Genomic DNA, 23,807 nt, shown 5'->3' with positions numbered 1-23,807 from the left:
CCTCATCTAGGAGCAATCGTGGCGCGCGACATCGCGGCTCCCTCCACCGTCCCCACCCAGCACAAGGAACTGATCTCGTGGGTCAACGAGATCGCAGCACTGACCCAGCCGGACAACGTGGTCTGGTGTGACGGATCCGAGGCCGAGTACGAGCGCCTGTGCGAGGAGCTCGTTCACAAGGGCACCTTCAAGAAGCTTGATCCGATCAAGCGCCCGCATTCCTACTACGCCGCTTCCGACCCGACCGATGTCGCGCGGGTCGAGGACCGGACGTTCATCTGCTCCGAGAAGGAGGAGGACGCGGGCCCGACCAACCACTGGAAGGCGCCCGCCGAGATGCGGGCCATCTTTACCGGAGAAGGAGAAGGCGCCGCGGGGGAGAAGGGCGTCTTCCGTGGCTCGATGAAGGGCCGGACGATGTACGTCGTCCCGTTCTGCATGGGCCCGCTCGGCTCCGACCTCTCCGCGATCGGCGTCGAGATAACCGACTCCGCCTACGTCGCCGTGTCCATGCGCACCATGACCCGCATGGGACAGCCCGTCCTCGACGAGCTCGGCACCGACGGCTTCTTCGTGCGTGCTGTGCACACGCTCGGAGCGCCGCTGGCCGAGGGCGAGGCGGACGTGCCGTGGCCGTGCAACTCCACCAAGTACATCTCGCACTTCCCCGAGACCCGAGAGATCTGGTCGTACGGCTCCGGCTACGGCGGCAACGCGCTGCTCGGCAAGAAGTGCTACGCCCTGCGTATCGCGTCCGTCATGGCGCGGGACGAGGGCTGGCTCGCCGAGCACATGCTCATCCTGAAGCTGACCCCGCCGCAGGGCGAGTCCAAGTACGTCGCCGCCGCCTTCCCGAGCGCCTGCGGCAAGACCAACCTCGCCATGCTGGAGCCCACCGTCTCCGGCTGGACGGTCGAGACGATCGGCGACGACATCGCGTGGATGCGGTTCGGCGAGGACGGCCGGCTGTACGCGATCAACCCCGAGGCCGGTTTCTTCGGCGTCGCGCCCGGCACCGGTGAGCACACCAACGCCAACGCGATGAAGACGCTGTGGGGCAACTCCGTCTTCACCAACGTCGCGCTCACCGACGACAACGACATCTGGTGGGAGGGCATGACGGAGGAGACTCCGGCCCACCTGACCGACTGGAAGGGCAACGACTGGACGCCGGAGTCCGGTACGCCCGCCGCCCACCCCAACGCCCGCTTCACCGTCCCCGCCTCGCAGTGCCCGATCATCGCGCCCGAGTGGGAGGACCCCAAGGGCGTGCCGATCTCGGCGATCCTCTTCGGCGGCCGCCGCGCCACCGCCGTACCGCTGGTGACGGAGTCCTTCGACTGGAACCACGGCGTCTTCCTCGGCGCCAACGTGGCCTCCGAGAAGACCGCCGCCGCCGAGGGCAAGGTCGGCGAGCTGCGCCGCGACCCCTTCGCCATGCTGCCGTTCTGCGGCTACAACATGGGCGACTACATGGGGCACTGGGTCGACGTCGCCAAGGACAAGGACCAGGCGAAGCTCCCGAAGATCTACTACGTGAACTGGTTCCGCAAGAACGACGCGGGCAAGTTCGTGTGGCCGGGCTTCGGCGAGAACAGCCGTGTCCTGAAGTGGATCGTGGACCGCCTCGACGGCCGCGCCGAGGGTGTCGAGACCCCCATCGGCATCCTGCCGGCCAAGGGCGCCCTGGACACCAAGGGGCTCGACCTCTCCGAGGCCGACCTCGACTTCCTGCTCACCGTCGACAAGGACGTGTGGCGCGAGGAGGCGGCGCTCGTGCCCGAGCACCTCAACACCTTCGGCGAGCACACCCCGAAGGAACTGTGGGACGAGTACCGCGCGCTGGTGCGGCGCCTGGGCTGAGTTCCGAGTGGACGGCGGCCTCGCGGCCGCCGTCCACCCCTGAACTCCGCGGCCGGTCCGACTTGCCCTGACCTGCGACGTCGTCAAGACCGGCCGCGGTGACCGAGGCGAGGCCGGGGGGTCTCTCGCCGTATGCGAACGCCGGAGGGGGCGAAAACCTCTCGGTGTCATTTCTCGTATCACCTCCGCCCGGACGGGCGTTTCGCGGGACACTCGGGACATCCTGCAAGGAACCCCGAAACGAGGTGAGCGGGGTGCGCACACCCGTCAGTGACCCCATGAAGATCGGCCCGTACCGCATCGTGGGGCGGCTGGGCTCCGGCGGTATGGGGTGGGTGTACCTCGGCCGCTCGCCCGCCGGGCGCGAGGTCGCGGTGAAGGTGGTCCGCCCCGAACTCGCGGCGGAGGGCGAGTTCAGGGAACGCTTCGCCCGCGAGGTCGCCGCCGCCCGGGTCGTGAGCGGCGCGTACACCGCCGCCGTGGTCGACGCCGACACCGAGGCCGAACTCCCCTGGCTCGCCACGATGTACGTCCCCGGACCCTCGCTCGCCGAGGCGGTCCGCACCGACGGCCCGCTGCCCGAGCCGCAGGTACGACGGCTCGGCGCGGGCCTGGTCGAGGCACTGCAGGCCATCCACGCGGCCCGCGTGGTGCACCGGGACCTGAAACCGGCGAACGTGCTCCTCGCCTCCGACGGGCCCCGCGTCATCGACTTCGGGATCTCCCGGGTCGACGGCGCCCCCGGGCTCACCCAGGTCGGCGTCGTGGTCGGCACTCCGCCGTTCATGTCGCCCGAGCAGATCAAGGGGGAGCGGGTGGGGCCGCCGAGCGACGTCTTCTCCCTCGGCGGAGTGCTGGTGTACGCGCTCACGGGCCGCCCGCCGCACGGCAGCGGGGAGGCGGTGCGCTACCGGGTCGTGCTCGCCGAGCCCGAACTCGACGGCGTACCGGCGGGAATGCGGGAACTCATCGGACACTGCCTGGCCAAGCGGCCCGAGGGCCGGCCTCGACTTGCGGACCTCCTCACCGAGTTGCTGGAGCTTCCGGCCAGGTCGGCCTCCTGGCCGCCGCCCACCGTGGCCCGCAGTATCAAGGCGCGCACCCGTGAGCTGGCGGTCCGCCGCGGGGCCGGTACGAGCGTGTCCGTGCCCTCGTGTCTGCTGCTGCACGCCCAGGCGCTGCTGGACGCCGGGCTGACCGACGCGATGGTCGCCGAGGCGGTGGGCCGTGGCGGCGTCTGATCCCTTTCCCGGCCGGGAGTCTGTTCCCGCCAGGGACCACGACATTCTCGAAGTCGGCGCGCACTGGCGCCGGTTGGTGCAGAACTGGGTCGCCCGACGCAATTACCACACCGAGACCGACACCGTTTCCGTGTCCCTGCAATTCGATCTCAAGGAAACGGGACGGATGATAACGGTGCGTTTCATGACCACCAAAAGACTTCTGGTCGCCTTCGCGACGGACGGTCATTATCTGCGCCAGGACCAACTCGCGGTCGCCGCCGCGGCATCGAACGCATGGAATACCGAACAACTGAATCCCATGTTGTCCGTGTGGGACGTACGAGGACCGCGCCCCTGCCTCGCCGGAGTCTGCGACCTGCCGCTGACCTGCCGGATGACCCAAACGGATTTCGATGCTTTGGCCAGTGATTGGGTGGAACGGGCGCGGCAGATGTTCACCCGCTGCCATCAGGTATTCAAGTTGTAGAAGTGATGACCGGCGTGTGCCCCGAACCCCTTCCGGGCGCACGCCGGTTGCCCCCACTATTGGGCGAGTGCCTTTCAGGCCACGGGGGGTTGCCCATGAGGCGTTCGCTGTACTTCATCGGGATTCTGGGAATGCTGGCCACTCTGGTGTCGACGGGGACGACCACGGCGGCCGCGGCGTCCTGCGAAACGGACTTCCCGGCGCGCCTGAACTGCTGGTTCCGCTGGATCGGCGCAGGCACCTTCGTGGTCACCCTGAACGACGCGCTGCCGTTCGACGGGGACGAGCGGGCCCGCCAAAGCGTCGCGCGGAAAGTGATGACGACCAGCCGCAGCCACCTCATCGTCGAGGTGCCGGCGAACCAGCACACAGGGCCGGGCGGCACGGCCCTGCTGCTGCTCGCGGGGGTCCGCTGGGTGGAGGCGAGCGCCTACATCGACCGGCTGTCGCCCGAGGCCGTGCAGGACCTGAAGGCCGTGGGCGCCTGCGACGTCGACAACCGCGACGACCTGTGTGCCCGCCTCGCCACCCGCTCCCTGCGCGGCAGCGACCTGATCAGGGCGGACGCGAGGAGCGACCGCTCCCAGCACGCCGACTCCGTCGACGCGCCCGCCGACCCGGCCACCGGCACGCCTCCCGCGACCCACGCCGCCTCCGGGCAGGCCAAGGACACGAAGTCCACGGGCCCGCTCTTCGACAGGAAGACCACCGCGCTCACCGCCCTCTGCGCCCTGCTCGTCCTGCTCCTCACCGCCTTCCTGGTCCTCGTCCGCCGCTCCTCCCGGGGCCCCGCGACCGCGACCGCCGCCCCCCACCACGCCACGCCCGCCACCTCGCCCGCCTCCTCCACGCCCTCCACCTCGTCCGCCGCCGAGCCCGCCGCACAGGCCGCCGCACCGGCCCCGCGACCCCGGGCGTCCGACGAGCCGACCACCCGGCTCAGGGCCGCACCCGCCCCCCGCCACGAACGCGAGACCGGCGAGGGGAAGGAACCCCCGCGGACCGCCGTCGTCCGTACCGAACTGCACCCCCAGGGCTATGTCGAACTGGACCACGTCCTGTACCGCGCGGTCTGGTCCGACCCGGGGAGTCCGCCGCCCCTGCCCGGCGCACTCGTCGACGTCACCGACGCACGCGAACGGGACTCCGACGTCCTGCACGCCTTCCCCACGGCCACCGGGCGCCACGACCAGCACACGCGGCCCTGAGTTCGCACACCAGGAGAGACGAAGATGCACAGCGAATACCCGCCCACGCTGCCGGCGGAGTACGCCGACATCGAGTTCGAGAACAACGCGCAGCGCCTGCCGCTGGTGCTCTGCCTCGACACCTCCAGCTCCATGGCGGGGGCGCCGGTCCAGACGCTCAACAACGCGCTCATGGAGTGGACCCGGGAACTGCACGACGACGTCAGCCTCAGCTACAGCGTCGAGGTCGCCGTCATCACCTTCGGCGGCCAGGGCGTCGGCGCCTGGCGCGGACCCCAACTCCTCGACCCGCGCGCCCCGGTGAGCCCCTTCGTGCCGGCCCACCTCTTCCGGCCGCCCCGGCTCACCGCGGCCGGGGTGACGCTGATGACCCAGGCGCTGGAGCTGTCGATGCACATCGTCGCCGCCCGCAAGGCCGAGCTGCGCGCCTCCGGCCTTCAGTACTACCGGCCGCAGATCTGCCTGGTCACCGACGGGCTGCCGACCGACGGCACGGGCCACCTCACCGACTCCTGGCACCGGTTGATCCCCGTCCTCGCCGAGGAACAGCGCGCCCGCCGCTTCCGGCTCTACGCGATAGGCGTCGGCGGCATCACCGACATGGGCGAACAGGTCCTCCAGGCCTTCGCGCCCAAGTTCCACGCCCGCCTCCAGGGCTTCCCCTTCCGCGAGCTGCTGCAGATGATGTCCGCCAGCGCGAACGCCGAGCAGAAGGGCGCGGGCGACGAGGTCTTCGAGAAGATCTTCAGCCAGTTCAAGACCCAGCGTCCGGCCTGGGAATCCTGACCGATGGCGGCCAGGGGCGGGACGAGGAAGGGCGAGCGGGAGTCGCCATGGCGCGTGCACGGCATGAGCGTCGAGGGCTACCGGCACCGCCGCCAGGGCCTGCCCTGCCAGGACGCCTGCGCGTACACGCAGTCGCCGTCGGTGGTGGTGCTCGCGGTCGCGGACGGCGCGGGCAGCCGGCCGCGCTCCGACGAGGGCTCCCTGCTCGCGGTGGAACTGGCCGCCGAGCACTTCGGACGGCGGGCGGCCGCGGCGGCGGACAGCGGACCTGGAACCGCCGTACGTGAACTGCTCGTGGACGCCTTCCACGACGTCAGCAAGGTGTTTCTGGACACGACCGGCGCGGACGCCCCCGACTTCGCCACCACCCTCACCGTCGTGGTGCTCACTCCGGGCTGGCTGGGCCATCTGACCCTGGGCGACGGCTTCGTCGTCGTACGCGCCGGTACGGAGGACGGCGAGCGGCAGTTCCATCTGCTGCCGCAGGCCGCCGAGGCCAGCGAGTACAGCAACGAGACGGTGTTCCTCACCTCACCGGACGCGGCCCGCTGGGTGCGGACCGACTGTGTCTGCGACCCCGGGATCGACGGGGTGCTGCTGTCCACCGACGGACTCGCGCAGGCGGCGCTCAACCGCTCGGCCGGCGGCGCGTCGAGCCCCAACGCGTCCTTCGCCGACGCCGTCTTCCGCTCCCTGGACGCTCCGGGACCGGTGTCGGACAACGCGCACGAGGCACTGGCCGCGCTGCTGAGGTCGGACCGGCTGACCGCGTTGAACGCCGACGACAAGACCCTGCTGCGGGCCGTCCGCAAGGCGCGCCCATGAGTGGCCTGACCGTGTTCCTGGACGGCAAGCCCGTCACCCTCGCGGAACTGCCTCTCAAGGGCGGCGGCCAGGCGGCCGTCTTCCCGGTGGTCGGCGACGACGGGATCGTCGTCAAGCTCTACCGTGACCCACCGGGTCCCGAGCAGGAGCGCCGGCTGACCCGGATGCTGGCCATGTCCCCGCTGGCCGCCCGCCCCACCAACGCCTTCCAGCCGCCCGAACTGGCCTGGCCCACGGCCCTCGCCCGCGGCGCGCGGGGGGAGCTCCTCGGCTATGCCATGCGGCGCTTCGGCGAACCCGGGCACATCCAGCTGATCGGCCTGTTCACCCGTGCCCAGCGGCGCAAGCTCTTCCCCGAACGGGCCGACTGGCGCTTCCTGCTCGGTGTCGCCTGGAACCTCGCGTTCATGACCGCCCGCATGCACCACGACAAGCTCGTCATCGGCGACTTCTCCAGCAGCAACGTCGTGGTCGACGCGAACGGCTTCGTCACGTTCCTCGACTGCGACTCCATCGCCTTCACCGACCCGGCGACCGGGGAACTCTTCCCCTGCCTGATGCACACCACCGACTACTCGCCCCCCGAGCGCCAGGCGGGCGGCCCGGCCGGCCGCGCCACCGACGACTTCGCCCTCGCGGTCCTCGTCTACCAGCTCCTGACGGCCGGCAACCACCCCTTCGGGGGCGTCCCGCACGACAGCGCGTCCGAGTCGACCGTCAAGGACAACATCGCCGCCAGCTGCTCGTACGTGGTCCGCCCCGAGCGGGTCGTCATCCCGCGCGGGACCGTCGACCCCTCCGTCCTGCCGCCGGACCTGCTCACCCTGGCCCGCGCCGCGTTCGGCCCCGGTGTCCTCGCCCCCGCCGCCCGGCCCCCCGCGGAGGCCTGGCTGCGTGCCCTGAACAAGGAGCGCTCCCAGGTGCGGATCTGCGCGCTGCGCCCACTGCACGCGTACGGCTCCCATCTGACGTCCTGCCCGTGGTGCACGCGGGCGGCAACCACGGGCCACGACGTGTTCAACGGGCCCGCGCCACTCCCGCTGCCGGACCCGCCGCCGCGGGAGGAGGAGCGGCCGGACGGACGCCTGAGCCCGGCACTGAAGATCGCCCTGCTGGTCGCGCTGGTGGTGGCCCTGGCGGTCGTCGCGAATCACCTGGGCGGCAGTTGATCACTGCGAGCGGCCGCGGTCCTCCAGATAGCGCGTGTGCGACTCCTGGCGCCGGGCCTCGACCTCCCGCAGGGCCACCGCGAGCCGGTCCGCCTCCTCGTACAGCAGGGTGAGCTGGCGCTCCAGGTGGCGTTCCGGCGGTTCGGTGCCGGGCGCCAGCCGGGTCCACCACCGGGTCCGTACGAAGGTGTCGACGGCCTCGGGGATGTCCTGCCGTAGGGCACGGGACAGCGCGTGCACGCCCTCCGGGTCCTGCGCGAGCACCTCGGCGACCCAGCCGGGATCGAGCAGCGCGGTCAGGAGCTCGGTCAGTTCGGTGAGCCGGCCCGCGGCCGCCGGGGGCAGTTCCACACCGCCCAGGTACTCCCGCAGTCGGCCGAAGTCACCCCGCAGTTCCTCCAGCTGGGCGGAGGGGTCGGGGAAGTCCGGCAGCGACGGCCGCTCCGGCGGGGCGATCAGGGCGCCCGCCCCGTACAGCCCCGCGACGACGATCGGCCAGTACGGGCCCGCGACCCCCGCGAAGGTGAGGGCCAGACCGACGAGCCCGCAGGCGCTGCCGGTGAGGTTCTTGCGGGACTCCAGATACTTCAGGGGGTTCCTATTGGTAGCCACGGATCTCCTCGAAGGCGCCGTCGAGCGAGCCCTTGCGGGCGTCGAAGAGGCGGCCGCCGGTCAGGTCGGCGATGTGCTGGAGCTCGCCCGGGTCGGAGTCGCCGAACAGGATCGGGAAGACCGGGATCTCCTTCTGCCCGCCCGGCAGCCGGCCGTAGAAGCCGTCGAAGTCCTCGGGGTCGGCGCCCCTCGTGTTCTCGCCGTCCGTCATCAGCACGATCGACGTGAACGTGTCGCCGCCCGCGCCCAGATGCTCGTACGCCTTCTCCAGCGAGGTGTAGATCGCGGTGTTGCCGGAGGCGCTCAGGGCCTCGGTGTCCTTGCGGATGCCGTCGAGACCGGCCCTGGGGTCCTCGGGCCGCACCACGTGCGTGTGGACGCTCTTGACCTTCGAGCCGAACGGCATCAGCGTCACCTCCTCGCGGTCGCGGAAGTCGCCCGTCAGCCCGGTGAGCGCCTTCTTCAGCCGGTCGAGCCGGCCGCCTTCCATCGAGCCGGAGGTGTCGAGGACGTAGACGGTCCGGGAGGGCCGGCGGAGCTTGTTCTCGTAGGAGTCCAGGAGGTGGTCGGCGACGGACCGGCTGCCGGGGAAGGGGAGTTCACGCCGGCGGCCGGTGTCGAGGCCGGCCGCCGGGGCGACGGAGGCGACGACCGGGCGGCGCCGCGTCTGCTGCGTGATCTCCCGCTGTACGGCCGGAGCGCGCAGCGCCTCGGTGAGGCGGCGGACACTCTCGCGGGTGTCCTTGCTGGAGGAGGCGAGCGAGGAGAGCGGGTAGTCGGCGGTCACCACGCCGTCGCGCGGGCGGATGACCGTGAGCCCCTTCATGCCCGTGAGGATCGACTCGTAGTTGAGCAGGGCGTCCACGGTGCCGCGCCGCTCGTACGCCGTCGCCAGCCAGCCCGAGGACCCCGACGTCAGCTTCTGCCCCTTGAAGAACTCCTTCAACCGCGGGGTCGCCTTCGCCACGTCCGCGTCGGTGAGCGCCGACTGCGCCCCGGACAGGCCCGAGGCCACCGAGATCAGCGTGGAGAAACCGGAGTTGGAGCGGGCCGGGTCGGTCATGCCGTACGTCAGTTTCCCGTCCGCGACGGCCTGCTCGACCTGCGACCAGGTGACGTCCTGCGGCTTCCAGCCCAGCGCGTTCACGGTCGCGGGCTTCACCCCGATCGCCACCGGGCTCGACATGATCGGCGTCTCCGAGACGACCTTCTTCGCCGCTTCGGGGCGCAGCCGCAGATAGTCGTCGGACGACAGCCACAGCGCGTCGTACGCGCCGTCCACCTTGCCCTTCGCGAGCAGGTCGACGGCGGAGAGGGTGCCCATGTAGGTGGGACGGACCTTGATTCCGGTGTCCTTGCGGACCTGTTCGAGGATCGGCGCCATGTCGCTGAGTTCGCTGGAGGCGAGGACGCGCAGGGTGCCGGGTTCGGGGGCGTTGCTGTCGGAGTGCTGCTTCTGGTCCTGCGCCGTGCAGCCGGTGACCGCGGCGGTTGCCGTGACGGCGAGCAGGGACACGAGGGCATAGGCCGTGCGACGTCTCACGCGGAGCCTCCTTCCAGGGCGCCCCGCGAGCGGCTGCGCTCCAAGTAGGCGCTCGCGTGCTGGAGTTCGGACGTGAGGGACTCGACGGTCGCGGCCATCGACTCGGTCGCCTGCACCTTGTACGTGTCGATGGCGTCGAGGGTGCGGTAGATCTGCTGGAAGGCGGTGCGCAGGGTCTCCGCGCCGACGGCCGGGTCGGCGGCGATGCGCTGGATCTCCCCGCTCTGGGTGGCGAGCATCTCGGCGTTGCCGCGGATCAGGTCCTCGGTCGTGCCGCGCAGGGCGTTGACCTGGTCGACGACCTTGCGCTGGTTCTCGAGGGCGGAGGCCAGCATCACGGAGATGCGCAGTGCGGACACCGTGGTGGTGGCGGCGCGGTCGACGCCCTTGATGAGCTCGTCGTTGTTGCGCCGGACCACGTCCATGGCCAGATAGCCCTGCGCGCACACCGCGAGCTGGGTCAGCAGGTCCTGGTGCTTCTGCCGGACGGGGAAGAGGACGTCGGCGCGCAGGGTGTCGGCCTGCGCGGGGTCCACGGCCTCGGCGGCGGCGATGTGCTCCTCGACCGCCGTGTCCAGGGCCTGGGTGAGGACGACGTACTCCTGGAGCTTGCCCATCGTCTCCCAGAGGCGGACGCGCTCGGTCTGCAACGCGGCGTTGTCGCGGCGCAGTTCGTCCTGGCCGCCGCGCAACGAGCCCACGATCTTGTTCAGGGTGGTCTGCGAGGAGGCGTACTTGGCGACGTGGTCACGCAGTCTGTTGCCGCCGGGCAGCTTGGACAGGAACTTCCGCCCCTTGCTCGCGGGCAGGTCGCGCGGGTCCAGGTCCTCGACCACACGGCGGAGTTCGACCAGCGAGCCCGCCACGTGCGACTGGGCGTCCCCGCCCTTGTCGGGCAGGCTGCGCAGGGTGCGCTCCAGCATGCGGTTGGACTGCGCGGCGGCGCCCCGCATCTCGCTCGCGCCGAGGCCCGCGATCTCCCCGACCTTGCCCGCGAACTCGGGTGAGCGGGCGTCGAGGGCGGCGAGGCCACCGACGTACTCGGCGGCCCGGCGGGCCATCTCGTCCTGTACGGACGGGTCGACGGGCACCAGCCCGCCCGCCTTCTCCCGGGGCACGGGCGCGACGGCCTCGGGCGGTGTGAGGGTGAAGGTGTCTTCGGTCGTCACTTGTTTTTCCCCCTAGTTCCCGGCCCGGCGCGCCATCTCGTGCAGCACCTTGTAGGCGGGCACGGGCGCCTGCCGGACGCCGGTCAGCTTCTGGTTGAGGTAGGTGGCGTGGGCGGCGGTGGCCGCCGTGAACTCCCCGGTCGCGCCCTGCGGCCGGAACCCGTGCTTGACGGCGAGCCTGCGCAGGGTCGGGTCACTGCTGAGGAGGTCACCGAGCGCGCGGCCCTCGGGAGTGAGGGGTACGACGGTGTGGTCGCTGTTCGCCGTGGTGTCCGGGTAGAGGACGGTGAGGTCACCGACGTCCTGGCCCTGGTTGAGCAGCGCGGCGACCTGCGACTCGTACACGAGCACGAGCGGGTTCCCGGCCCCGCTGATGAAGTCACGGAACGCCGCGTCCGTGCTGGACTGCTGGGCGCCCTGGACGCTGACGAGCTTGTGCATGAGGGGCGCGGTGCGTCCGACGGCGGCGGTGTCGGAAGCGACCCGGCCGCCGTCGGCGACGTACGAGGCGGCGGCGAGGTAGAGCGCGCCGGAGTTGGAGGTGTTCGGATCGGTGCTGGCGATGAAGAGCGTGCCGGTCAGCTCGCCGTGCGCCGCGGCCCCCTTGAGCTGCTGCCAGGTCCGGTCCTGCCCGGCGGCCTTGAGATAGGCGGCCATCTTGAGCGTGCCGGTGCCCTTGCCGACGGTCGCGAGCCCGTTCGCCGCCAGGACCTCGGCGGCGCTGCGGTGCGCGACGACCACGAGGGGCGAGTAGAACGGGCGCGGCAGCGGCTTCCGTACGTGGAACTTGGCGGCCAGCTCGTCGGCCGGGGCCTGGCTGGAGGGGAAGGCGAAGTCGTACCCCTTGAGGTCCAGGCCGTCCATGGCCCAGGACCCGGAGGTCTCCGTCTTCACGGTGAAGCCCTTGGCAGCCAGGGCCTTCACCACGTCGGGATCGGCGAAGAACTCCGCCTTCTCCGATCCGATCACTCCTTGCACGGTCTTCGTTGCCGTGCCCTTGTCCTGACCTTCGCGGCCTGCGACGACGGCTGCTACCACGCCGCCGATCAGCAGGACCGCCAGGACGATTCCCGCGATGCGTCTCACACCGAGGAGAGTGCTCCCGGAACCCAACATTCCCGGTCGTGCCGGGTGAACGGAGGGTGTCCGACCGATCCCGGTATGCAACCGGAACGGCAGCTTCGAGCCGGCCGTGTCGGGGGACTGCCAGTACCAGGCTGTGGCGGCGCCGGGGGAGCACCATGGAGGGGTGAGCCAACGAGACCTTCGAGATCATCAGGAACGGTCGGGTTCCACACGGGCGAGGCCAAGACGGTCCGCCATCCCGAGGTGGGGACGATCGTCCTGGACTGCGACACGCTCGCGGTGCCGGGCGGGGACCTGCGGATCACGATCTGTCCGGCCGCGCCGGGCACGGAGGCGGCACGGCAACTGGCGCTGCTCGCGACGCTCGGGTTGCAGACGACGGCCACTGCTCTCGGCTGACCGACGGGTGTGTGGCACCCGGTCCGCACGTCGCTGCGGGTGCGCGCGGACCGGGGCCGTACAAGGGGAGCCCGGGGGCTCGGACGCGGGCTCTCAGTGAGCCGCGAGTTCGCGGGGTTCGGCGGCCGGGGCGTGGGCGTCCATGCGCTCGGCGGCCAGGATCGCGACCGCGGTGTCCGCGCGGGACGCGGCGACGACGAGGGCGCGGCCGGCGAGGGCGTGGGCCCGCTGGTGGAGAGCGACGACGTGCGGCTCGCGTACGGCGGCGGCCGACGACGCGCGGACCGGCGCCACTCCTTCCCGCAGCCGCGCCACCTGCCCGGCGAGCCGCTCGGCCGCCGCGTCCAGGTCGGCGGACGGCTCGATCGCGCGGATCTCGTCGGTCACCGCGAGGAGCGCCGCGAGGTGTCCGGCGAGCTGGATGTCCAGCTCCTCCTCGCGCGACCGGTGGGGGAAGCCGGAGGGGGTACCGGCCGTCGTGTGGACCGACTTGGTGCGGATCGGTTCGTACATGGGGACGGCCTCCTGTGCTCTTTCAGGAAGCCATCCTAGCTTGGATTTCGTCTAAAGTTGAGCCATGTCGCACATCTTGTCGTTCCGCGCACCCTGTGTGAGTGTCACGGCTGGCTGTAACCGTCCAGGAAGTTCCCGATCCGGGTCACCGCGTCGGTCAGATCGCCCACGCTCGGCAGGGTGACCACCCGGAAGTGGTCCGATTCGGGCCAGTTGAAGCCGGTCCCCTGGACGACCATGATCTTCTCCTGGCGGAGCAGGTCGAGGACCATCCGGCGGTCGTCCTTGATCTTGAAGACCTTCGGGTCGAGCCGCGGGAAGAGGTAGAGCGCGCCCTTGGGCTTCACGCAGCTCACGCCCGGGATCTGGGTCAGCAGCTCGTAGGCGACGTCCCGCTGTTCCTTCAGCCGGCCGCCGGGCAGCACCAGGTCGTTGATCGTCTGCCGCCCGCTGAGCGCCGCGACCACGCCGTGCTGACCGGGCATGTTCGCGCACAGGCGCATGTTCGCGAGGATCGTCAGGCCCTCGATGTAGGAGTCGGCGTGCGCGCGGGGGCCGGAGATCGACATCCAGCCCACCCGGTAGCCCGCCACCCGGTACGCCTTCGACATGCCGTTGAAGGTGAGGGTGAGCAGGTCGGGCGCGACCGAGGCGGTCGGGGTGTGGGTGGCGCCGTCGTAGAGGATCTTGTCGTAGATCTCGTCCGAACAGACCAGGAGGTTGTGGCGGCGGGCGATGTCGGTGAGCCCGCGCAGCATCGCCTCGTCGTACACCGCGCCCGTCGGGTTGTTCGGGTTGATGATGACGATCGCCTTGGTGCGGTCGGTGACCTTGCGCTCCACGTCCGCGAGGTCGGGCATCCAGTCCGACTGCTCGTCGCAGTGGTAGTGCACGGCGGTGCCGCCGGACAGGGACACGGCGGCGGTCCACAGCGGGTAGTCCGGCGCCGGTACGAGGACCTCGTCGCCGTCGTCCAGCAGGCCCTGCATCGCCATCACGATCAGCTCGGACACGCCGTTGCCGATGAAGACGTGCTCGACGTCGGTCTCGATGCCGAGGGTCTGGTTGTGCATCACGACGGCGCGGCGGGCGGCGAGCAGACCCTTCGCGTCGCCGTAGCCGTGCGCCGTCGACACGTTCCGGAGGATGTCCTCCAGGATCTCGGGCGGGCACTCGAAACCGAACGCGGCCGGATTGCCGGTGTTCAGCTTGAGGATCCGATGACCTGCCGCTTCCAGCCGCATCGCCTCCTCGAGCACCGGGCCCCGGATCTCGTAACAGACGTTGGCGAGCTTGGTCGACTGGATCACCTGCATGACGGTGAGCTTACGGCCGCGTAACGCTCGGCGGGGGGTGTTTTCCACCACGTGAGACGTGGCGTTTTGCGTCGCTTTCTTCCCTCGCGTTGTGTCGTAAGCCCTTGCGGTCCATAGAATCCGCGCCCATGTCCTGGCAGAACGGTGAGACCGAGGCCGAGCCGAGGGTGTACCTCCCGAGCGGCGACGGTGAGGCGCCTCCGGCGTACGAGGCGTACGCGGATCCGGCGGCGGCGCACGGCTGGCAGGACGCGTACGACGGGCCGGGTGCGTACGACGGGCCCGGTGTCCGGACGGCCGATGACGACGGGCCGGGTGCGGGGAAGAGCGACGACGGAGCCCTGGTGCGTGCCGGGGCCGGGCGCCGTGACCGCTCGCGGCGCCGCCGGGAGCGGATCCCGCGGCGGCGGGTGGCGGTGGCCGGCGGCGCGGTGTGCGCGGTCGTCCTCGGCGCGGTGGTCGTGGGACTGTTCGACTCCGGGCCGTCCGGGGGCTCCTCGCCCTCGGGGCGGAGCAAAGGTGACGGCCGGGGTGCGTCCGCGTCCCCGGAGCCGAAGGCATCGGTGGGTGGCTCGACCGCCGGCGCGGCGGTGACGACGCCGGGCGACTCGCCCGCCGCCTCCGGCGCGAGCGCCGAGCGGACCTCTCCGGGCGCGTCCGCGTCCACCTCGGCGACGCCGTCCACGACGGCGCCGCCGTCCCCGTCGGCAGGGACCTCCACCACTCCCGCCACCTCCCTCACCAGCCCCACCGCGACCACGGGCCGCGGCGCCGCCAACGGCAACCCGGGCCACGGCCGGGGCGCCACCAAGCGCCCGAAGTAGCCGCCGGTCCCGACGGCCGCTGTCCGGGCCGCGGCAGGCCCCGAGGCGGTTCTCCCCCCCGTCGGCCCGCCCGCGTATACGACAAGCCCCGTCCCGTCGCTCCGGCATGCCCATGGCCGGAAACCGCTCCTTGTCCCTCCCGTCCCCCCGATTGACAATGCGCATGACAAAACTGGAAGTGGCCGGAAGATCTCCGGTCGCCCAAGTCGCAAGAGGGGACCCCCACATGAGAAAGCCTCTCGTCGCCGCGCTCTTCGCCCTGGTGATCACCGGGGCGGGCGTGGCACCCGCGGTCGCGGCACCCGCACCCGCGGCGGCGTCCACGTCCACGTCCGTGTCCGCGGTCAAGGCGGACACGAAGGCGGCGGCGCCGACCCTCCAGGCCGTCAGCCTCGCCGGGACCGTCGCGCTCAGCAACTGCTCCGGCTCCGTCATCCGCTTCCCCAACTCCGCGGACAGCGACCCGGCGCTCGTGCTCTCCAACGGCCACTGCCTGGAGACGGGCTTCCCGGAGCCCGGTGAAGTGATCGTCGGCCAGGCGTCCAGCCGTACCTTCGGCCTGCTCAACTCCGCCGGCACCCGGGTGGCGACCCTGCGGGCCAGCAAGGTCGCGTACTCGACGATGACCGACACGGACGTCACGATCTACCAGCTCACCAGCACCTACACGACGATCAAGAACTCGTACGGCATCAGCGCGCTGACCGTGCAGGACACGCACCCGACCGTCGGCACCGCCATCACGGTCGCCTCCGGATACTGGAAGCGGCTCTACAACTGCAGCATCGACGGGTTCGCGTACCGCCTCAAGGAGGGCGACTGGACCTGGAAGGACTCCATTCGCTACACCTCCGCCTGCAACACCATCGGCGGCACCTCGGGCTCGCCGGTCATCGACCAGGCCACCGGCAAGGTCGTCGCCGTCAACAACACCGGTAACGAGGACGGCGAGACCTGCACGGTGAACAACCCCTGCGAGGTCGACGCGAGCGGCAACGTCACCATTCACCCGGGCATCAACTACGCCGAGGAGACCTATCAGATCCCGGCGTGCTTCACGACCGGCAACAAGCTCAACCTGAGCGCGAGCGGATGCACCCTGCCCAAGCCGTGACCCCTGTGCGGCGGCGGGCGGTCACCGGGGAGTCCGGCGGACCGCCCGCCCCGCCAGTACGTCCGTGCGCCGCCCGTCCTCGATCACGAACCGGCCGTCGACCAGGACGTACGGGATGCCCGTGGGGAGTCTGCGCGGCTCCTCGAACGTCGAGCCCGCCGCGACCGTGGCCGGGTCGAAGAGGACGAGGTCGGCGCGGTACCCCTCGCGGACCAGGCCGCGGTCGGGCAGCCGCAGCCGGGCGGCCGGGCGGCCGGTGAGATGGGCGACGCACTCCTCCAGGGACAGGACGCCCAACTCCCGTACGTACTTCCCCAGATACTGCGGGAACGTGCCGTACGCGCGCGGGTGCGGCTTGTCGCCACGCAGGATGCCGTCCGAACCGCCGGTGTGCACACGGTGGCGCATGATCGCGCGGACGTTCTCCTCGTGGCCGACGTGCTGGAGGATCGTCGGGCCCAGCCGGTCGTCGAGGAGCAGGCGGCGGGCGGTCGTCCAGGGGCTGTCGCCGAGCCGGTCGGCGGACTGGCGGACCGTGCTGCCGACGTACGACGCGAGCGACGGGTCGGTGACTCCCGAGATCTCGATCGTGTCCCACTCGATGGGCACGCCGTGGCAGCCGTCGGCCCCGATCACCTCCATGTGGTGCCGGACGCGCTCGGCCGTCTCCTCGTCCTTCAGGCGCGCGAGGATCGCCTCCGGGCCGCCCTCGCTCGCCCAGCTCGGCAGCATCGCCACGAGCGTGGTGCAGCCGGGGGTGTAGGGGTACGTGTCGAGACTGATGTCCGCGCCCGCGGCGAGGGCGTCGTCCAGGAGGGCCAGCAGTTCCGGGGCCCTGCCCTCGTTGACGCCGAAGTTCATGGTGGCGTGGGCGAGGTGCAGCGGGCAGCCCGCCTCGCGGGTGAGGGCCACCATCTCCTCGTACGCCGCGAGGGCGCCCGCCCCGTACGAGCGGTGGTGCGGGCAGTAGTAGCCGCCGTACTGCGCCACCACCCGGCACAGCTCGGTGAGTTCGGCGTCCTGGGCGTACATGCCGGGGGTGTAGGTGAGGCCGGAGGACATACCGACGGCGCCCTCGCGCATCCCGTCGGCCACCAGCCGCCGCATCCGCTCCAGCTCCCGCGCCGTCGCCGGGCGGTCCTCCCAGCCGACGGCGAGCATCCGGACGGTGCCCTGCGGGATCAGATACGCGGCGTTCACCGCGATGCCCTCGCCGTCGAAGCCGTGGTCGAGCCGGTCCAGGTACTCGCCCACCGAACGCCAGCTGAAGTCGATGTCGTCACCGGGTCCGTTCCAGCCGGTGATCGTGGACCGGACCTCCGCGAGCGTGCGGTCGTCGACCGGCGCGTACGACAGCCCGTCCTGGCCGATGACCTCCAGGGTCACCCCCTGCGCCGCCTTCGCGCTGTGGTCCGGGTCGCGCAGGAGGGCGAGGTCGCTGTGGGCGTGCATGTCGACGAAGCCGGGGGAGAGGGCAAGGCCCTCGGCGTCGAGGACCCGCCGGGCGAGAGGCCGCAGACAGCCGGCCGCCGCCCCCTCCTTGAGCACGGTGGTGATCCTGCCGCCCTCGATGCCCACGTCGGCGCGGTACGAGGGGCCTCCGGTGCCGTCGACGACCTCCGCGTCGCGGATGACGAGATCCATCACAGGGGCCTCCTGGAAACGTTCGTCACAACGGCCTCTCAGAAGAACGTACGGATGTAGTCCACGACCGTGCCGTCCGTCTCCACCAGCGGAATCAGCTGCCACTTGTCGAAGGACGTGCAGGGGTGGGACAGCCCGAGGCCCACCCAGTCCCCGACCTGCACGTCCGCCTCCGGGTCCGTGCGCAGCCACGCGTGCTGGTCGGAGAGCGCGGTCACCGTCAGACCCGTCGCCGGCCGCTCGGCACCGCCGCGCCTAACCACCTGCGCCTCGGGCAGATCGAGGTCGTACGCCGCGTCCCGCTTGCCCGCGTTGAGGAAGGCCTGCTCGGGGGAGGGCCGGGAGACGACCTGGGCCCAGAGGCGGAACGCGGGGTGCAGGGCGCCCTCCTCGGGGACCCGGGTGAAGGGGGTCAGCCGGCGGTAGTGGCCGTCGTCGTGCGAGACGTAGGCGCCCGAGCGCAGCAGCTTCAGTACGGGCAGGGAGAGGTCGGGGAGCTCGGAGAAGACGTCCGCGACGGCGTCGAACCAGGCGCTGCCGCCCGCACTGACGACGATCTCCGTCAGTCCCTCGAACCGGCCCGCCTTGTCGAAGTCCACCGCCAGCGCGGTCAGCCGCCGCAGCCAGGCGTGCACGCGCTCGGGGTCCGCCCCCGGTACCTCGCCCTCGTAGCCCGCCACGCCGACCAGCCGCAGGGTCCGCGTCGCGGCCACCGCGTCCGCGACCGCCGCGCACTCGGCCTCCGTACGCACCCCGGTGCGGGCCCCCGCGCCGGCGGCGAGCTCGACGACCACGTCCACCGGACGGGTGGAGCCGTGCAGTGCCGCGTCCATCAGCTCGACGCCGCGCACCGAGTCGACGTAACAGACGAAGCGGAAGTCCGGGTCGGCCGCCAGCTCGGACGCGATCCAGCGCAGCGCCGCCGCGTCGACGAGTTCGTTCGCGAGGAAGATCCGCTCGATCCCGAACTCCCGCGCCACGCACACCTGGTGGGGCACGGCGAGCGTGATGCCCCAGGCACCGTGCTCGATCTGCCGCCAGAAGAGCTGGGGGGCCATCGAGGTCTTGCCGTGCGGGGCGAAGACGAGGCCGTGGCGGTCGGCGTACGTCTCCATCAGTTCGAGGTTGTGCGTCAGGCGTTCGGCGGACAGGGCGAGGACGGGGGTGGTGAAGCCGCCGGTGAACAGGTCGCGGCGCTGAGCGGCGAGCTCGCCGACGGTCAGCCCCTCGGCGTCCGGGGGGAGGCCCTTGAAGCGGTGGTCGACGCGGTCCGCGGCGAGACGGTCCGCCGCCGGACGGGCGGCGGCATCGGAGGCGGTCATGGGGGCCATCCCTTCAAGGGTGCTGCACTGTGTTGCATCATGTGCAACGCTCATTGCGTATGTCGCTTACTGCTGTCTAACATCCCAGCCAACGCAGGGTCAACGGTGCCGTTGAGTCCCGTCGGCCGCGAGAACGAGGAGCCCCAGACATCGTGACCCCCAACGGACCTGTCGACGCCCCGGACGTCGTGGATGTCGTCGCGCTCGGCGAGTCCATGGTCACGTTCCTGCCCACCCGGCCCGGGCGCCTCGCCGATGTGCCGTCGTTCGAACGGGGGATCGGCGGAGCCGAGTCCAACGTGGCGTGCGTGCTCGCCGCGGCCGGGCACACCGCGCGCTGGGTCGGCCGGGTCGGCACCGACGGGTTCGGCGACCACCTCGTCGAGGCGATCGCCGCGTACGGCGTCGACACCTCCGCCGTACGACGGGATCCCGCGCGCCCGACGGGCGTCTACTTCCGCACGGCCGGCGACCGGGCGAGCGACGCCCACGAGGTCGCGTACTACCGGGCCGGATCCGCCGCCTCCGCGATGACCGTGGACAACGTGGACGTGGACGCCCTGCGCTCGGGCCGCGTACTGCACCTGTCCGGCATCACCGCGGCGCTCTCCGAGGACTGCCTCGGCCTGATGCGTGAACTCACCGCGCCTCGCGCGCGGCGCCCCCTCGTCTCCTTCGACGTCAACCACCGCGCCGGGTTGTGGCGCGACGCCGACGGACCCCGCGTCCTGCTCGACCTCGCGCGCGGCGCGGACATCGTGTTCGTCGGGGACGACGAGGCCCGCGCGGCCTGGGGGCTGCGCGGGGCGCGGGCGATCCGCGACGCGCTGCCGGAACCGGCCGTCCTCGTCGTCAAGCAGGGCGGGGACGGGGCGACCGTGTTCGAGAGGGCCACGGCGGGCCGCGCGGTGTCGGGGTCCGCCCAGGACGCCCCCGACACCGCCACGTTCGTCCGCGCCCTGCGCGTCGACGTGATCGCGGCCGTCGGCGCGGGCGATGCCTTCGCCGCCGGGTTCCTCTCCGCCACTCTGCGCGCACTGCCCGCCCGGGAGCGGCTGAGGCACGGCCACCTCATGGCCGCCGCCGCCCTCACCGTCCACGGCGACCTCGCCGCGCCCCCCTCCCGCGACCACGCCGACCGGCTGGCCGCCCTGGACGACGAGGCGTGGGAGACACTTCGACTCGGCCCCGGCTGGACCGAAGCCGTCACGCGGGCCCAGGAGGAGGTACGTACCCCATGAGCCAGACCGTCGACCGAGCGCTGAGCATCCTGCCGCTGCTCGCCGAGGGCCCCGCCGACCTCGGCCAGGTCGCCGACCGCCTCGGCGTCCACAAGTCCACCGCGCTCCGCCTCCTGCGCACCCTGCACGAGCACGGCCTCGTCTACCGCCAGTCCGACCAGCGCTACCGCCTCGGCGCCCGCCTCTTCGCCCTCGCCCAGGAAGCCGTCGAGAACCTCGACGTCCGCGAGATCGCCCACCCCCATCTCGTGCGGCTCAACGAGACGTGCGGGCACACCGTCCACCTCGCGGTGTACGAGGAGAACGAGGTCCTCTACATCGACAAGGTGGAGAGCCGCTACCCGGTGCGCATGTACTCGCGGATCGGCAAGCCGGTCGCCATCACGGTCGCCGCCGTCGCCAAACTCCTCCTCGCCGATCTCCCCGAGCCCGAGCGCCGCGCCCTCGCGGACAAGCTCGACTACCCCATGTACACGGCCCGTTCGACCCCGGGCGCGCCCGCCTTCCTCAAGGAGCTGGCCACGGTGCGCGAACAGGGCTGGGCCACCGACCTCGGTGGCCACGAGGAGTCCATCAACTGCGTCGCGGCCCCCATCCGCGGCGCCGACGGACGCGTCGTCGCCGCGATGTCGGTCTCCGCGCCGAACGTCGTCGTCACCGCCGACGAACTCCTCACCCTGCTCCCGCTGGTGCGCCGGACCGCCGACGCCATCAGCCACGAGTACTCCGGCAAGCCCCCAGCCAAGGAAGAGAGTGCCCGACGTCCATGACCGAGAAGACCGCCCTCACCCCCAAGACCCACACCACGCCGCCCGCGAAGTTCTCGCACGGCGTGAAGAAGGGGAACATCCTCCAGGTCGCCGGACAGGTCGGCTTCCTCCCGGCCGAGGAGGGCAAGCCGCCCACGCCCGCCGGTCCCACCCTGCGTGAACAGACCCTCCAGACCCTCGCCAACGTCCGGGCGATCCTCGAGGAGGGCGGCGCGAGCTGGGACGACGCGATGATGATCCGCGTCTACCTCACGGACGTCGACCACTTCGCCGAGATGAACCAGATCTACAACACCTACTTCGAGGAGCAGGGCCTCACCGCGCCCCCCGCCGCCCGCACGACGGTCTACGTCGGCCTGCCGGCCGGCCTCCTCATCGAGATCGACGCGCTCGCCGTACTGGGCTGAGCGACCCCCTCGAACTCCCGCACCCCGTACGTCATCACGGCACGGCGTCCCCCATGGGACGCCGTGCCGCGATCCCCCCTGCCCGAAAGCCGCATGCCCCACTTACCCGACTGCAGAGGTCCCCCGCTCATGTCCTCGCCCCTGCCCCTGCTCGCCGCCACCGCACCGCCGGCCCCACCCCACACCGGCGGCCTGATCGCCCTCATCCACGGCACCGCCGGTCTGCTGACCGTCGCCGCGCTCGGCATCGCCCTGCTCCTCGTCCTGATCATCAAGGCGAGACTCCAGCCCTTCGTGGCGCTGCTCGCGGTCTCCATAGCCGTCGGCCTCGCGGCCGGTCTCTCCGTCACCGAACTCTTCGGCACGGTCCAGCGCTCCGACGCCGTCTCCCTCATCGAGTCCGGCATGGGCGGCACCCTCGGCCACATCGCGATCATCATCGGGCTCGGCACGATGCTCGGCGCGATCCTCGAAGTCAGCGGCGGGGCCGAGGTGTTGGCGTCCCGGCTGCTGAACCTCTTCGGCGAGGAGCGGGCGCCCCTCGCCATGGGCCTCACCGGCCTCATCTTCGGTATCCCGGTCTTCTTCGACGTCGGCATCTTCGTCCTCGCGCCGATCGTGTACGCGGCCGCCAAGCGCGGCGGCAAGTCGATCCTGCTCTACTGCCTGCCGCTGCTCGCGGGTCTCTCCATGACCCACGCGTTCCTGCCGCCGCACCCGGGCCCGGTCGCCGCCGCGGGACTGCTCCACGTGCAGCTCGGCTGGGTCATCCTCATGGGCATCGTCTGCGGCATCCCCGCCGTGCTCGCCGCCTGGGTCTGGTCCGCGTGGATCGGCAGGCGGATCTTCGTCCCCGTACCGCAGGACATGGCCGAGGCCGCCGACGAGGCGAGGGCAGCGCTGGCCGAGGAGCAGCGGGCCGCCGGGGTCGCGCCGCAGGAGAAGCCGGTGCCGCTCGGCACGGTCCTGGCCATCATCGGTACGCCGCTGGTGCTGATCCTGCTCGCGACCTTCTCCTCGATCGCCTTCGACCCCTCCACGGGCCGCTCGGTCATCGAGTTCTTCGGCCACCCCTTCGTCGCGCTGACGATCGCACTGCTGTTGGCGTACTACCTGCTCGGCATCCGCCGCGGCTGGTCCCGCAAGTCGCTGGAGACGGTGTCCACGGCCTCGCTGAAGCCGGTCGGCAACATTCTGCTCGTGGTCGGCGCGGGCGGGGTCTTCGGAGCGGTCCTCAAGGGCAGCGGGGTCGCCCAGGCCCTCTCCGACACCTTCAACGACGTCGGCCTGCCGGTGATCGTCCTCGCCTACCTCATCTCCCTGGTCCTGCGTGTCGCCCAGGGCTCGGCGACGGTCGCCATCGTCACCACGGCCGGCATCGTGGCCCCGCTGCTGACCGAGGGCGACCACTCCCAGGCCTTCGTCGCCCTGGTCATCATGGCGATCTCGGCGGGCTCCATCTTCGCCTCGCACGTCAACGACGGCGGCTTCTGGATGGTCGCGAAGTACTTCGGCATCTCCGAACGGGACACCCTCAAGACCTGGACGGTCCTGGAGTCGGTGCTGTCGGTGGCGGGTTTCGCGGTGGCGGCGGTGGTGAGCCTGTTCGTGTAGGTACGGGGCGTCTTCGTGCAACAGTCGCGTTGCCAACTTGGGGGCTGGCTGTGTCCGACACAGGATCTTCGACCATACTGCCCGCTGTGGAGCAGCGCATAGGTTCGAAGAGCCAGCCCCTGGACGCCGCCGCGGTGAACCCGGCGTACATCCCCGGGCTCACGTCACCCGCGAAGGCGGAGCCCAAGGACGCGGCCGTCGAGGAGGCCGAGTCCGAGGAGACCGCCTCCGAAGAGGCCGTGTCCGAGGAGGCGGTTGTCGAGGACGCCGCCCCCGGGGACGAGGTCTCCGAGGAGGCGCCCGCCGGACCCGAAGAGGAGGCCATCTCCGAATCCGAACCCGACTCGGACTCCGAGCCCGAACCGGACCCGGACGGGCCGGTGTTCGAGGCGTCCGACCGGCGCGCCTCGATCAAGGCCGACCACAGCGGCGTACGGCTGCGTCTGGACGACCAGGAGGCGGAGTTCCGCTGGGACGAGATCGGCGCCGTCGAGACGGAGTCGCCCCGCTTCGGGAAGCGGTTCACCATCACGGTCCACACCCCGGACCGCCGCTGGTACCCGATCGAGATCGAGGCGACGGCCCGGGCGCGCTTCAAGGAGTGGGAGGACCAGCTGGACGCGGTCCTGGACGCCTACTTCGAAGACGGTGAGGAGAGCGCCCCGTAGGGGC

The 23,807-nt window shown here is 71.3% G+C and carries 23 protein-coding genes; 15 read left to right on the top strand and 8 right to left on the bottom strand.

Annotation, left to right across the window (positions count from 1 at the left end):
- The first annotated feature begins 18 nt into the window (after positions 1-18).
- The 7 genes from ACZ69M_RS22990 to ACZ69M_RS22960 all read left to right on the top strand — a co-directional run bounded on the left by ACZ69M_RS22990 (position 19) and on the right by ACZ69M_RS22960 (position 7,561).
- Positions 19-1,863 (top strand): phosphoenolpyruvate carboxykinase (GTP), encoded by a 1,845-nt coding sequence (locus ACZ69M_RS22990; protein WP_470052315.1) that lies wholly within the window; start codon positions 19-21, stop codon positions 1,861-1,863.
- 254 nt (positions 1,864-2,117) lie between these two features.
- Positions 2,118-3,104 (top strand): protein kinase domain-containing protein, encoded by a 987-nt coding sequence (locus tag ACZ69M_RS22985; RefSeq protein WP_470052313.1) that lies wholly within the window; start codon positions 2,118-2,120, stop codon positions 3,102-3,104.
- 43 nt (positions 3,105-3,147) lie between these two features.
- On the top strand, positions 3,148-3,573 hold the full coding sequence (locus ACZ69M_RS22980; RefSeq protein ID WP_470052459.1) for a hypothetical protein: 426 nt from the start codon (positions 3,148-3,150) through the stop codon (positions 3,571-3,573).
- Positions 3,574-3,668: 95 nt separating this feature from the next.
- Positions 3,669-4,781, top strand: a complete 1,113-nt coding sequence (locus tag ACZ69M_RS22975; RefSeq protein WP_470052311.1) for a hypothetical protein — start codon at positions 3,669-3,671, stop codon at positions 4,779-4,781.
- Positions 4,782-4,805: 24 nt separating this feature from the next.
- Positions 4,806-5,567 carry a vWA domain-containing protein gene (locus tag ACZ69M_RS22970; protein ID WP_470052309.1) on the top strand — a complete coding sequence of 254 codons (762 nt, stop codon included), beginning with the start codon at positions 4,806-4,808 and terminating at the stop codon, positions 5,565-5,567.
- A gap of 3 nt (positions 5,568-5,570) precedes the next feature.
- On the top strand, positions 5,571-6,392 hold the full coding sequence (locus ACZ69M_RS22965; RefSeq protein ID WP_470052307.1) for a PP2C family serine/threonine-protein phosphatase: 822 nt from the start codon (positions 5,571-5,573) through the stop codon (positions 6,390-6,392).
- Positions 6,389-7,561 carry a hypothetical protein gene (locus ACZ69M_RS22960; protein ID WP_470052305.1) on the top strand — a complete coding sequence of 391 codons (1,173 nt, stop codon included), beginning with the start codon at positions 6,389-6,391 and terminating at the stop codon, positions 7,559-7,561. The genes ACZ69M_RS22965 and ACZ69M_RS22960 overlap by 4 nt, the downstream gene beginning before the upstream one ends.
- On the opposite strand, the gene ACZ69M_RS22955 is transcribed toward ACZ69M_RS22960, so the two are convergent.
- Genes ACZ69M_RS22955 through ACZ69M_RS22940 form a run of 4 tightly spaced genes read right to left on the bottom strand, consistent with a single transcriptional unit; the run spans position 7,562 to position 11,971 of the window.
- Positions 7,562-8,152, bottom strand: coding sequence for a hypothetical protein (locus ACZ69M_RS22955; protein ID WP_470052457.1), 591 nt, complete (start codon positions 8,150-8,152; stop codon positions 7,562-7,564).
- 7 nt (positions 8,153-8,159) lie between these two features.
- Positions 8,160-9,716, bottom strand: coding sequence for a substrate-binding and vWA domain-containing protein (locus ACZ69M_RS22950; RefSeq protein WP_470052303.1), 1,557 nt, complete (start codon positions 9,714-9,716; stop codon positions 8,160-8,162).
- Positions 9,713-10,885, bottom strand: a complete 1,173-nt coding sequence (locus tag ACZ69M_RS22945) for a toxic anion resistance protein (protein WP_470052301.1) — start codon at positions 10,883-10,885, stop codon at positions 9,713-9,715. The genes ACZ69M_RS22950 and ACZ69M_RS22945 overlap by 4 nt, the downstream gene beginning before the upstream one ends.
- Positions 10,886-10,897: 12 nt before the next feature.
- On the bottom strand, positions 10,898-11,971 hold the full coding sequence (locus ACZ69M_RS22940) for a hypothetical protein (RefSeq protein WP_470052299.1): 1,074 nt from the start codon (positions 11,969-11,971) through the stop codon (positions 10,898-10,900).
- A gap of 75 nt (positions 11,972-12,046) precedes the next feature.
- Here ACZ69M_RS22940 and ACZ69M_RS22935 point away from each other — a divergent pair, with 75 nt between their 5' ends.
- Positions 12,047-12,370 carry an MmyB family transcriptional regulator gene (locus ACZ69M_RS22935; protein WP_470052297.1) on the top strand — a complete coding sequence of 108 codons (324 nt, stop codon included), beginning with the start codon at positions 12,047-12,049 and terminating at the stop codon, positions 12,368-12,370.
- 93 nt (positions 12,371-12,463) lie between these two features.
- Here ACZ69M_RS22935 and ACZ69M_RS22930 read toward each other — a convergent pair whose 3' ends face one another.
- Positions 12,464-12,883: an SCO4983 family protein gene (locus ACZ69M_RS22930; RefSeq protein ID WP_470052295.1), complete on the bottom strand. Its 420-nt coding sequence runs from the start codon at positions 12,881-12,883 to the stop codon at positions 12,464-12,466.
- Positions 12,884-12,987: 104 nt separating this feature from the next.
- A complete protein-coding gene (locus ACZ69M_RS22925; protein WP_099920887.1) occupies positions 12,988-14,199 on the bottom strand; it encodes a pyridoxal phosphate-dependent aminotransferase in 1,212 nt (403 codons plus the stop codon).
- Between the two features lie 128 nt (positions 14,200-14,327).
- Between ACZ69M_RS22925 and ACZ69M_RS22920 the strand changes: the two genes are divergently transcribed.
- A complete protein-coding gene (locus tag ACZ69M_RS22920) occupies positions 14,328-15,023 on the top strand; it encodes a hypothetical protein (protein ID WP_470052293.1) in 696 nt (231 codons plus the stop codon).
- 226 nt (positions 15,024-15,249) lie between these two features.
- Positions 15,250-16,137: a S1 family peptidase gene (locus tag ACZ69M_RS22915; RefSeq protein ID WP_470052291.1), complete on the top strand. Its 888-nt coding sequence runs from the start codon at positions 15,250-15,252 to the stop codon at positions 16,135-16,137.
- A gap of 21 nt (positions 16,138-16,158) precedes the next feature.
- Here ACZ69M_RS22915 and ACZ69M_RS22910 read toward each other — a convergent pair whose 3' ends face one another.
- Together ACZ69M_RS22910 and ACZ69M_RS22905 are read right to left on the bottom strand one after the other, a co-directional pair.
- Entirely contained in the window at positions 16,159-17,781 is a 1,623-nt protein-coding gene (locus tag ACZ69M_RS22910; RefSeq protein WP_470052289.1) for an N-acyl-D-amino-acid deacylase family protein, read from the bottom strand.
- A gap of 38 nt (positions 17,782-17,819) precedes the next feature.
- Positions 17,820-19,103 carry an amino acid deaminase gene (locus tag ACZ69M_RS22905; RefSeq protein ID WP_470052288.1) on the bottom strand — a complete coding sequence of 428 codons (1,284 nt, stop codon included), beginning with the start codon at positions 19,101-19,103 and terminating at the stop codon, positions 17,820-17,822.
- A 215-nt stretch (positions 19,104-19,318) separates the two neighbouring features.
- On the opposite strand from ACZ69M_RS22905, the gene ACZ69M_RS22900 reads away from it, so the two are divergent.
- The 5 genes from ACZ69M_RS22900 (at position 19,319) to ACZ69M_RS22880 (ending at position 23,803) form a co-directional block, all read left to right on the top strand.
- Positions 19,319-20,344 (top strand): sugar kinase, encoded by a 1,026-nt coding sequence (locus tag ACZ69M_RS22900; RefSeq protein ID WP_470052455.1) that lies wholly within the window; start codon positions 19,319-19,321, stop codon positions 20,342-20,344.
- Entirely contained in the window at positions 20,341-21,114 is a 774-nt protein-coding gene (locus tag ACZ69M_RS22895; protein ID WP_352049849.1) for an IclR family transcriptional regulator, read from the top strand. The genes ACZ69M_RS22900 and ACZ69M_RS22895 overlap by 4 nt, the downstream gene beginning before the upstream one ends.
- Positions 21,111-21,521: a RidA family protein gene (locus ACZ69M_RS22890; protein WP_095852823.1), complete on the top strand. Its 411-nt coding sequence runs from the start codon at positions 21,111-21,113 to the stop codon at positions 21,519-21,521. The genes ACZ69M_RS22895 and ACZ69M_RS22890 overlap by 4 nt, the downstream gene beginning before the upstream one ends.
- 129 nt (positions 21,522-21,650) lie before the next feature.
- On the top strand, positions 21,651-23,135 hold the full coding sequence (locus tag ACZ69M_RS22885) for a GntP family permease (protein WP_470052287.1): 1,485 nt from the start codon (positions 21,651-21,653) through the stop codon (positions 23,133-23,135).
- An 86-nt stretch (positions 23,136-23,221) separates the two neighbouring features.
- A complete protein-coding gene (locus tag ACZ69M_RS22880; protein ID WP_470052286.1) occupies positions 23,222-23,803 on the top strand; it encodes a hypothetical protein in 582 nt (193 codons plus the stop codon).
- The last annotated feature ends 4 nt before the right edge of the window (positions 23,804-23,807 follow it).

The organism is Streptomyces sp. NPDC107454, assembly GCF_055582885.1.
This window is presented reverse-complemented; position numbering and strand designations above follow the sequence as displayed.

Excerpts from the sequence above, each read along its gene's own strand:
- ACZ69M_RS22900 (WP_470052455.1), top strand. The coding sequence starts at position 19,319 with ATGGTCACGTTCCTGCCCACCCGGCCCGGGCGCCTCGCCGATGTGCCG.
- ACZ69M_RS22960 (WP_470052305.1), top strand. The coding sequence starts at position 6,389 with ATGAGTGGCCTGACCGTGTTCCTGGACGGCAAGCCCGTCACCCTCGCG.
- ACZ69M_RS22930 (WP_470052295.1), bottom strand. The coding sequence starts at position 12,883 with ATGTACGAACCGATCCGCACCAAGTCGGTCCACACGACGGCCGGTACC.
- ACZ69M_RS22885 (WP_470052287.1), top strand. The coding sequence starts at position 21,651 with ATGTCCTCGCCCCTGCCCCTGCTCGCCGCCACCGCACCGCCGGCCCCA.
- ACZ69M_RS22895 (WP_352049849.1), top strand. The coding sequence starts at position 20,341 with ATGAGCCAGACCGTCGACCGAGCGCTGAGCATCCTGCCGCTGCTCGCC.
- ACZ69M_RS22925 (WP_099920887.1), bottom strand. The coding sequence starts at position 14,199 with ATGCAGGTGATCCAGTCGACCAAGCTCGCCAACGTCTGTTACGAGATC.
- ACZ69M_RS22965 (WP_470052307.1), top strand. The coding sequence starts at position 5,571 with ATGGCGGCCAGGGGCGGGACGAGGAAGGGCGAGCGGGAGTCGCCATGG.
- ACZ69M_RS22910 (WP_470052289.1), bottom strand. The coding sequence starts at position 17,781 with ATGGATCTCGTCATCCGCGACGCGGAGGTCGTCGACGGCACCGGAGGC.
- ACZ69M_RS22920 (WP_470052293.1), top strand. The coding sequence starts at position 14,328 with ATGTCCTGGCAGAACGGTGAGACCGAGGCCGAGCCGAGGGTGTACCTC.
- ACZ69M_RS22915 (WP_470052291.1), top strand. The coding sequence starts at position 15,250 with ATGAGAAAGCCTCTCGTCGCCGCGCTCTTCGCCCTGGTGATCACCGGG.
- ACZ69M_RS22905 (WP_470052288.1), bottom strand. The coding sequence starts at position 19,103 with ATGACCGCCTCCGATGCCGCCGCCCGTCCGGCGGCGGACCGTCTCGCC.
- ACZ69M_RS22970 (WP_470052309.1), top strand. The coding sequence starts at position 4,806 with ATGCACAGCGAATACCCGCCCACGCTGCCGGCGGAGTACGCCGACATC.
- ACZ69M_RS22935 (WP_470052297.1), top strand. The coding sequence starts at position 12,047 with ATGCAACCGGAACGGCAGCTTCGAGCCGGCCGTGTCGGGGGACTGCCA.
- ACZ69M_RS22890 (WP_095852823.1), top strand. The coding sequence starts at position 21,111 with ATGACCGAGAAGACCGCCCTCACCCCCAAGACCCACACCACGCCGCCC.
- ACZ69M_RS22975 (WP_470052311.1), top strand. The coding sequence starts at position 3,669 with ATGAGGCGTTCGCTGTACTTCATCGGGATTCTGGGAATGCTGGCCACT.